General features: G+C 64.1%; 8 protein-coding genes. All 8 read left to right on the forward strand.

The window, feature by feature from the left end; all coding sequences use genetic code 11:
* The first annotated feature begins 32 nt into the window (after positions 1-32).
* The 8 genes from sufU to B3H65_RS00525 all read left to right on the forward strand — a co-directional run bounded on the left by sufU (position 33) and on the right by B3H65_RS00525 (position 7,536).
* Positions 33-449: a Fe-S cluster assembly sulfur transfer protein SufU gene (sufU, locus tag B3H65_RS00490; RefSeq protein ID WP_117679803.1), complete on the forward strand. Its 417-nt coding sequence runs from the start codon at positions 33-35 to the stop codon at positions 447-449.
* Between the two features lie 68 nt (positions 450-517).
* Positions 518-1,162, forward strand: a complete 645-nt coding sequence (locus B3H65_RS00495) for an ABC transporter permease (RefSeq protein WP_286683698.1) — start codon at positions 518-520, stop codon at positions 1,160-1,162.
* A gap of 61 nt (positions 1,163-1,223) precedes the next feature.
* Entirely contained in the window at positions 1,224-2,129 is a 906-nt protein-coding gene (locus tag B3H65_RS00500) for a glycine betaine ABC transporter substrate-binding protein (RefSeq protein WP_286683699.1), read from the forward strand.
* Positions 2,130-2,196: 67 nt separating this feature from the next.
* Positions 2,197-3,000 carry an ABC transporter ATP-binding protein gene (locus B3H65_RS00505; RefSeq protein WP_286683700.1) on the forward strand — a complete coding sequence of 268 codons (804 nt, stop codon included), beginning with the start codon at positions 2,197-2,199 and terminating at the stop codon, positions 2,998-3,000.
* Between the two features lie 2 nt (positions 3,001-3,002).
* Positions 3,003-3,641 carry an ABC transporter permease gene (locus B3H65_RS00510; protein ID WP_117679807.1) on the forward strand — a complete coding sequence of 213 codons (639 nt, stop codon included), beginning with the start codon at positions 3,003-3,005 and terminating at the stop codon, positions 3,639-3,641.
* A gap of 301 nt (positions 3,642-3,942) precedes the next feature.
* Complete coding sequence (locus B3H65_RS00515; protein WP_009141741.1) at positions 3,943-4,677, forward strand: iron-sulfur cluster assembly scaffold protein; 735 nt, start codon at positions 3,943-3,945, stop codon at positions 4,675-4,677.
* 18 nt (positions 4,678-4,695) lie between these two features.
* Positions 4,696-5,700 carry a GGGtGRT protein gene (locus B3H65_RS00520; RefSeq protein WP_286683701.1) on the forward strand — a complete coding sequence of 335 codons (1,005 nt, stop codon included), beginning with the start codon at positions 4,696-4,698 and terminating at the stop codon, positions 5,698-5,700.
* A 189-nt stretch (positions 5,701-5,889) separates the two neighbouring features.
* Positions 5,890-7,536 (forward strand): FAD-binding protein, encoded by a 1,647-nt coding sequence (locus B3H65_RS00525; protein WP_286683702.1) that lies wholly within the window; start codon positions 5,890-5,892, stop codon positions 7,534-7,536.
* Positions 7,537-8,181 lie beyond the last annotated feature (645 nt).

Consider the following 8,181-nt stretch of genomic DNA (forward strand, 5'->3'; position numbering starts at 1 on the left):
CGGGTGGCCCCGCTTATTCGATAGGAGACCCCATGGGCAACCTCTACTCTTCCACCTCGTTTATGGAGCACAACTCCCACCCGGACTACAAGTACCAGATGGACAACGCCACCCACACCCATGACGGCATCAACCCCAGCTGCGGCGACGAGCTCACGCTCTCCCTTCGCGTGGAGAACGGCGTGATCGAGGAGGCCGCCTTCACCGGCCACGGCTGCGCCATCAGCCAGGCTTCCGCCGATATCATGGCGGACCTCATCACCGGCGAGACCGTCGAGGAGGCCAAGCGCCTCTCCGAGCTGTTCTTGGCCATGATCCGCGGTGAGGAGCTCTCTTCAGAAGACTACGAGGATTTGGACGAGGCCGCCCAGCTCAAGGATATCTCCCACATGCCCGCCCGCGTGAAGTGCGCCGAGCTCGCCTGGCGCACCCTGGACGGCATGCTCTAGAGCCCGCGTCCCCAGCCGGACAACCCCCCAGCCGGACAACGAGCGTTAAAAGGACGAGTAACCCGCGCATGATCGAAGCAATCGCAACATACTTCGCCCAAAACGGCGCCGATTGGTTGCAGATGGTGGCCGAGCACCTGGCCATCAGCGCCACCGCCTTGCTCGCCGCTTGCGCGCTCGCGCTGCCGCTGGGCGTCGCCTGCAGCGCGAGCGCCCTCACCGAACGGCTGGCGGGCGGCGTCGCGGGGGTGTTCCGCGTGATCCCCAGCCTGGCCGTGCTCATCTTATGCGTGCCCGTGCTGGGCGTGGGCACCCCGCCCGCCGTGGCGGCGCTCACGGTGCTGGCCATCCCGCCCATCCTCATCAACACCGCCGTCGCCTTCCGCAGCGTCCCCGCCGCGGTGATAGAGGCCGCGCTGGGCATGGGCATGAACCGCGCGCAGCTCTTCTTTTCCATCAAATGCCCGCTCGCCTTTCCCCTGGCGTTCGCCGGCGTGCGCACCGCCGCCACCGAGGTCATCGCCTCCGCCACCCTTGCCGCCTACATTGGCGCGGGAGGACTGGGCGTGCTGATCTACACCGGCCTGGGCGCGCTGCGCAGCGACCTGCTGTGGATCGGCGGGCTGTCCGTCGCCCTGCTCTCGCTGCTGGTGAACCGCAGCCTGGCGCTTGTGGACGCACGCATGCGCCGCTACGAGCGCGCGGGGCGCTAGCCCCCCATGGCCGCACCTACCCGCCCGCGGCAAAGACCCTCCTACCAGATTGGATGCAACCATGAACCAACCCGTATCCCGCCGCGGCGCCCTGGCCCTGTGCGGCGCCGCCACCCTCTCGCTTTTTGGCGCGGGCGCGCTCGCCGGCTGCTCCGGCAGCGATGGCGACGCCGTCACCGTGGGTTCCAAGGCCTTTACCGAGGGCGTGATCCTCTCCGAGCTCTACGCGCTGGCGCTGGAAGACGCGGGCCTCACCGTAAACCGCTCCTTCGAGATCTCCGGCTCGCTTATCCACACCGCCCTTGAGAGCGGCGACATCGACCTGTACCCCGAATACACCGGCACCGGCCTGATCTCCGTGCTGCAGATGGACCCCCTAACCGACCCGGAGACCGTCTACAACACCGTGAAGGACGAGTATAAAAAGCAGTTCGACCTGGTATGGCTCGACAAGTCCGAAGCCGCCGACGGCCAGGGCCTGGTCATTCGCACCGAGGCTGCGAAGCGCCTTGGCATCAAGACCATCTCCGACCTGCAGGCGCACGCCGGCGAGCTGCGCTTTGCCAGCCAGGGCCAGTTCGACGAGCGAGCCGACGGCCTGCCCGCGCTGGAGGCGGTCTACGGCCCCTTTGACTGGAAGGACCATGCCGTCTTTGACGAGGGCCTCAAATACCAGGTGCTCGCCAACGACGAGATGGACGTGACCCCCGCCTACACCACCGAGGCCCAGCTCACCGATGACGCCTTCACCCTGCTGGAGGACGATAAGCACGTGTGGCCGCCCTATAACGTGGCCCCCGTTGTTCGCGCCGAGGTCCTGGACGCGCATCCCCAGATCGAGGAGGCCCTCAAGCGCGTGAACGACGCCCTCACCACCCAGGAGCTCACCCGCCTGAACGCCCGGGTGGACATAGACAAGGAGGAGTACGAGGACGTGGCCCGCGACTTTTTCGAGAGCATCGGGTAGCCATCAGGTAGCTATCAAGCAATCCCTCCTCGTCCCCTTTGACCAGACCCCTCTCGAAAGGAGCGCCGTGCAGACCGCGACCGCCCCAGCCGTGGAATTCATCGACGTCACCAAGCGCTTCACCGGCGCCGCCGCGCCCGCGCTGGACCACGTGAGCCTGGCCATCGAGCCCGGTGAGCTGGTCTGCGTGCTGGGCACCTCCGGTGGCGGCAAGACCACCTTCATCAAGCTCATCAACCGCCTGCACGACCCCGACGAGGGCCGCGTATTGGTGGACGGGACGAACGTCGCCGAGCTGGATCCCGTGGAGCTGCGCCGCCGCATTGGCTACGTGATCCAGCAGACCGGCCTGTTCCCCCACATGACCGTGGCGCAGAACATCGCCTGCGTGCCCAAGATCCTCAAGTGGGACCGCGGCCGCATAGACCAGCGCGTGGACGAGTTGCTGCGCCTGGTGCACCTGGATCCCGCCGAGTTCGCCGACCGCTACCCCGCCCAGCTCTCCGGCGGGCAGCAGCAGCGCGTGGGCCTGGTGCGCGCCCTTGCCGCCGAGCCGCAGATCATGCTGCTGGACGAGCCCTTTGGAGCCATCGACGCCCTTACCCGCGCCAGCCTGCAAGACGAGCTGCTGCGCATCCACCGCGGTAGCGGCAAGACGTTTATCTTTGTGACGCATGATGTGGCCGAGGCCATGAAGCTCGCCACCAAGATCTTGGTGGTGGACGCCGGACGCGTGCAGCAGTTCGCTTCTCCGGACGAGCTTATCGCCCGCCCCGCCACGCCCTTTGTGCGCGAGCTGCTGGCCACACAGGGCTTCTTGGCCCCGGCGGGGCGCGACGGCGCCCCCAAGGCATCGCCGGAGGGGCGATAGCGATGGGCGTCTTCTCCTATATGGCAAGTCACGCGGACCTTTTTATGCGCGCCTGCGCCCAGCACCTGCAGCTATTGGGCGTCACCATGATCGCCTCCTGCGCCCTGGCCTGCGTCCTCACCCTGGCCTGCCTTAAGTTCAAGCGCCTGGGCGACGCCGCCGTGGAGCTTATGGGCGCGTTTTACTCCATCCCCTCGCTGGCGCTGTTCGCGCTGCTCATCCCGTGGACCGGCCTGGGATTCACCACCGCCGTCATCGTGATGGTGGCGTACAACCAGTTCATGCTGGTGCGAAACGCCCTGGAGGGCCTTCGCGGCGTGGACGCCTCCGTGCTGGAGGCGGCCCGCGGCATGGGCATGAGCGAGACCCAGGTGCTGCTGACGGTGCGCCTGCCGTTGGCGATGCCCGCCGTTCTCGCGGGACTGCGCCTTTCCTGCGTCTCTACCGTAGGGATAGCCACCGTCGCGGCCGCCATCAACGCCGGAGGCCTGGGAGCCGTGCTCTTTAGCGGTCTTCGCACCATGAATATCGACAAGATTTTGGGCGGCACCATATGCTGCGCCGCGCTGGCACTTGCCTTTGACGCCGGGCTGAGCGCCGCGGCGCGCGCCTGCGAGAAGCGGCTGCATATAGAGGGCTAGGGTCGCCGCCGGCGATGCCGCGTTCACGCCGACGTAACAATTTCATCGTCCAAAACCCAGACCGCAGGCAGCCTCCACTCGCCCGCCGCAACCCGCAGCCGCCTACCGCAGCCGCCTGCCGTACCCTGCCGCGACTCGCCCGAGACCCGCTGAAACGCGACGGGGATCCAACCAAAAACTCGTCCAAATACTATAACTGCCGCCGCATCCGAAAAAACTCGACCGTTCACCGAAATGGCAAGGCGCATTTCGCGCTAAAATAAGTTTTGCATGTCGTGTTACTACAACAGAGAGGAGAGGCATGCAGTACTCATCTGAAGTGGAGAACATGTGCCCCGTCGCCAAGGGCGCATACCACGGCCCCGCACCCATTCCCGAGGAGGGCAAGTGGGTTCAGGCCAAGGAGATCTCTGACATCTCCGGCCTCACGCACGGTGTGGGTTGGTGCGCTCCCCAGCAGGGCGCGTGCAAGCTCACGCTCAACGTCAAGGAGGGCATCATCGAGGAGGCTCTGGTCGAGACCATCGGCTGCTCCGGCATGACTCACTCCGCCGCTATGGCTTCCGAGATTCTCCCCGGCAAGACCATCCTTGAGGCTCTCAACACCGACCTTGTCTGCGACGCCATCAACGTGGCTATGCGCGAGATCTTCCTGCAGATCGTGTACGGCCGCAGCCAGACCGCGTTCTCCGAGGGCGGTCTGCCGGTTGGCGCCTCCCTTGACGACCTTGGCAAGGGCCTTCGCTCCCAGGTCGGCACTATGTTCGGCACCAAGGCCAAGGGCGCTCGCTACCTCGAGCTGGCCCAGGGCTACGTTACCCGCATGGCTCTGAACGACAAGAACGAGATCATCGCGTTCGAGTTCATGAACCTTGGCAAGTTCACCGACGCCCTCAAGGCCGGCAAGACCCCCGAGGAGGCCATCGCCGGCGCCATGGGTCACTACGGCCAGTGGGAGAACGCCGCCAAGTACATCGATCCTCGTACCGACGAGGAGACTCACACCGTCGCCAACGTGTTCCCGGTTCACGAGTAGAAAGGGAGGGATATAAGAATGACTGTTACTTTCGAAGGTTACGAGCGCCGCATTGAGAAGATCAACGCCTGCCTCGCAGAGAACGGCATCGCCTCCCTCGAGGAAGCCGAGCAGATCTGCCTCGACAAGGGCGTCAACGCTCGCGAGATCGTTCACGACACCCAGTCCATCGCGTTCCAGAACGCCGAGTGGGCCTACACCCTGGGCTGCGCCCTGGCCCTCAAGCGCGGCGTGAAGACCGCTTCTGAGGCCGCTTCCGTCATTGGCGAGGGCATCCAGGCCTTCACCGTTCCGGGCTCCGTCGCCGAGGACCGCAAGGTTGGTCTGGGCCACGGCAACCTGGGCGCCATGCTGCTGTCCGACGACACCGAGTGCTTCGCATTCCTGGCCGGCCACGAGTCCTTCGCTGCCGCCGAGGGCGCCATCAAGCTGGCTCTGAACGCCAACAAGGCCCGTCAGAAGCCCCTGCGCGTCATCCTCAACGGCCTGGGCAAGGACGCCGCCCAGATCATCGCCCGCATCAACGGCTTCACCTATGTGAAGACCCAGTTCGACTACTTCACGGGCGAGCTGAAGATCGTTGAGACCATCCCCTACTCCGATGGTCCCCGTGCCGCCGTCAACTGCTACGGCGCCGACGACGTCCGCGAGGGCGTTGCCATCATGTGGCACGAGAACGTCGACATCTCCATCACCGGTAACTCCACCAACCCCACGCGCTTCCAGCACCCCACCGCTGGCACCTACAAGAAGGAGCGCCTGGAGGCTGGCAAGAAGTACTTCTCCGTCGCCTCTGGTGGCGGTACCGGCCGTACCCTGCACCCGGACAACATGGGCGCCGGCCCTGCCTCCTACGGCATGACCGACACCATGGGCCGTATGCACTCCGACGCCCAGTTCGCCGGCTCCTCCTCGGTCCCCGCGCACGTCGACATGATGGGCCTCATCGGCATGGGCAACAACCCCATGGTCGGTGCCACCGTCGCCTGCGCCGTTGCCGTCAACGCCGCTCTGAACAACTAAGACATCCCCTATCGCTTTCGATAGACGTCTTGAGAGCCGTCACCCGTTTCGGGTGGCGGCTTTTCTTTTATGGGTGGGCATCACCTGCGCTCGCCTACACCCACGCGCCGCCCGCGCAAACGCACACAGCGACGCCGCGCCCTCCCCTATACTGGACGGGATTAACCTATCGATATCAAGCGGGGCGCTATGTACGACGTACTTGTAATTGGAACGGGCATCGCGGGGCTTTCCGCCGCCGTGAGCGCGGCGCAGACAGGCGCGCAGGTGGCTCTTGCCAGCGCGGGCAAGCTGTTCTCTGGTTCGAGCTTCTACCCGGGCACATGGGGCCTGGGCCTTATCGCACCCGTGGACGATGAAGACGCCACCGACCTTGCAGGCACCATCAAGCGCGTGGGGTGCGGCGTCGCCGTGCCCTCGCTGGTCGATGCATTCGCCCATGGCATCCGCCCGGCGCTGGCGTGGCTGCAAGATGAGGTGGGCGTGGAGCTGATGGAGCCCTCGTCCACAGACGCTGCGTCCCAGAAGGCCTTTATCCCCTGCTTTGACCATAAGCACCGCCAATGGCGCGGCCTTACCCGTCAATCTATGCAAGACGCGTTTACAAGCGCGATCGATCGCTTTGGCATCGACCTGCTCGAGCGCCATGAACTTGTTGACCTTATGGATGGAAGCGACCGGCTTGCGGGCGCGCTATTTCTCAACACCGCTACCAAGCGATTCGCCGCCGTGGGCGCGCGAGCCGTGATCCTGGCGACCGGCGGCACCAGCGGTCTGTTTGAACGCACGCTGACGTCAAGAGACGTGCTGGGGTCCGTCCAAGGCATCGCCCTAAAACACGGCTGCTCGCTTATAAATATCGAGTTTATGCAGATGATGCCGGGGCTGCTCTCGCCCGCCCGCGGCGTCGTCTTCAACGAGAAGACGTTTCGCTACGCCGCGCCGAACGAGTCGCTGGACCGCGCGCGCCACTCAACGGCCGACCTGCTTGAGATGCGCTCTGGCTACGGCCCCTTTACCAGCAGGCTCGCGTCGCGCGCCGTGGATTTTGCCATAGACTCCGCCGGCGAGGACGGCTGGCCCGTCACCATGAACTACCCCAAAGACAACGTGCCCGAATTTGTCCAAACCTTAAGCAGCTGGCTTAAAGATGAGTTTGGCGTCAAACCGGATACTCCGCTGCGGCTGGGTATGTACGCTCACGCCTCCAACGGTGGCATTCGCATCAATAGCCGCGGCGAAACGGGCGTGGAAGGCCTGTACGCATGCGGCGAGGCAACGGGAGGCATGCACGGCGCCGACCGCATTGGCGGGCTCTCAAGCGCAAACGGCGTGGTCTTTGGCAAGGCTGCAGGCAGGGCCGCGGCGAAATACGCTCGCGTCGCCTCCGCTTCGCGCAACGTTGACGCAAGTATGGGCGGCACGGAAACGCCGTTGAAGGTTCCCATGCAAACGCGAGCGATCGAGATGTACAACGTCACCAAGATCACCGGAGAGCTGCACCGCCTAATGAGCGAGCATTGCATGATTCGCCGTACGGAAGACAGCCTTGATGCCGCGCTTGAACAGATCGTCGAGCTTGAGGAGACCGTTCGCGATATCGCCGTGAAGCCCTCGCAGGCAAACGATTCGGCGAACCGCAGCGCCATGCTCTACCATCGCCTGAACAACCAGCTGCTGCTGGCCCGTGCCATGGTCGAAGCGATGCGGGAGCGCAGCGAAAGCCGCGGGTCGCACGCGCGAGCGGACTACCCGCAAGAGGATCCCGCGCTGGCCTACCCGTCGCGCGCGTTCTTGACGGGTAGGCGCAACACGCTCAACGTGACGATTGGGTAGCGCCGGACGCCAAGAGGATATCCCTATGCCCATGAAAGGGCGTAAGCGCTATGAAGAAGACACCATTGTGGGTGGGCGCCCCCGCTCGGCGTCCGCCCCAAGACGCATCTAAAGGCGCAGAGCGGCCTCAGCGGCCTCGTTGCACCCCACCCCCCCCCGCCTTAAAACCAAGTCGCTCGCCTTCGGTGTGGTCAATGAGGGCCACGAGGCGGGGATCGGATTTTTATACACGCTCTACGGGGAGCATATTTTGACCGAAACGTAGCCGCCTATTCATTACATGCGTAGGTTATATATCGAATTTAAGAGAGTTGTAGTCATCTCACACGGCGCAACAACACTCTGTGCAGTTGCTATAAGCCACCTGAGGACTCACTTGGGGCCGTCTTGCGCCTCAACGCCCCTCAACACAGCCCACTTCATGGCCCAGCTTACCCACCTCGTGGCACTCATTGACCGTCCCGAAGCGGGTCGGTTTTCCGCCCTCGTTTTTGTCTGGATACAACGGGTGGAAATCGCAGCTAACGGACGATTCGAATGTATATCGGCAATCCCTGGCGAAAACTAGATCATAGTTCGATCTATAATAAAAAACTCCCTTGGCGGGAGTTGAGAAATCAAATGGTGGACCGTCAGGGATTCGAA

The organism is Collinsella sp. UBA1693 (genome assembly GCF_002320115.1).
Classification (GTDB): Bacteria; Actinomycetota; Coriobacteriia; order Coriobacteriales; family Coriobacteriaceae; genus Collinsella; species Collinsella tanakaei.

Bases quoted from the DNA above. Each gene is read 5' to 3' on its own strand.
- sufU (WP_117679803.1), top strand. From the start codon at position 33: ATGGGCAACCTCTACTCTTCCACCTCGTTTATGGAGCACAACTCCCAC.
- B3H65_RS00495 (WP_286683698.1), top strand. From the start codon at position 518: ATGATCGAAGCAATCGCAACATACTTCGCCCAAAACGGCGCCGATTGG.
- B3H65_RS00500 (WP_286683699.1), top strand. From the start codon at position 1,224: ATGAACCAACCCGTATCCCGCCGCGGCGCCCTGGCCCTGTGCGGCGCC.
- B3H65_RS00510 (WP_117679807.1), top strand. From the start codon at position 3,003: ATGGGCGTCTTCTCCTATATGGCAAGTCACGCGGACCTTTTTATGCGC.
- B3H65_RS00515 (WP_009141741.1), top strand. From the start codon at position 3,943: ATGCAGTACTCATCTGAAGTGGAGAACATGTGCCCCGTCGCCAAGGGC.
- B3H65_RS00520 (WP_286683701.1), top strand. From the start codon at position 4,696: ATGACTGTTACTTTCGAAGGTTACGAGCGCCGCATTGAGAAGATCAAC.
- B3H65_RS00525 (WP_286683702.1), top strand. From the start codon at position 5,890: ATGTACGACGTACTTGTAATTGGAACGGGCATCGCGGGGCTTTCCGCC.